1 rRNA gene is annotated in these 200 nt (G+C 46.5%); it reads left to right on the forward strand.

Annotation, left to right across the window (positions count from 1 at the left end):
* Positions 1-200, forward strand: a 23S ribosomal RNA gene (locus F7018_RS17930); the annotation flags it as partial.

Consider the following 200-nt stretch of genomic DNA (forward strand, 5'->3'; position numbering starts at 1 on the left):
ATGCTATAAAATGTTTCTCAGCAGTGAGGGCATGGGTGCTAAGGTCCATGTCCGAGAGGGAAAGAACCCAGACCATCAGCTAAGGTCCCCAAATATATGTTAAGTTGAACTAACGAGGTGAAACTGCTTAGACAGCTAGGATGTTGGCTTGGAAGCAGCCATTCATTTAAAGAGTGCGTAACAGCTCACTAGTCGAGCGG

It is taken from the genome of Tenacibaculum aiptasiae, assembly GCF_008806755.1.
In the GTDB taxonomy this organism is placed as follows: Bacteria; Bacteroidota; Bacteroidia; order Flavobacteriales; family Flavobacteriaceae; genus Polaribacter; species Polaribacter aiptasiae.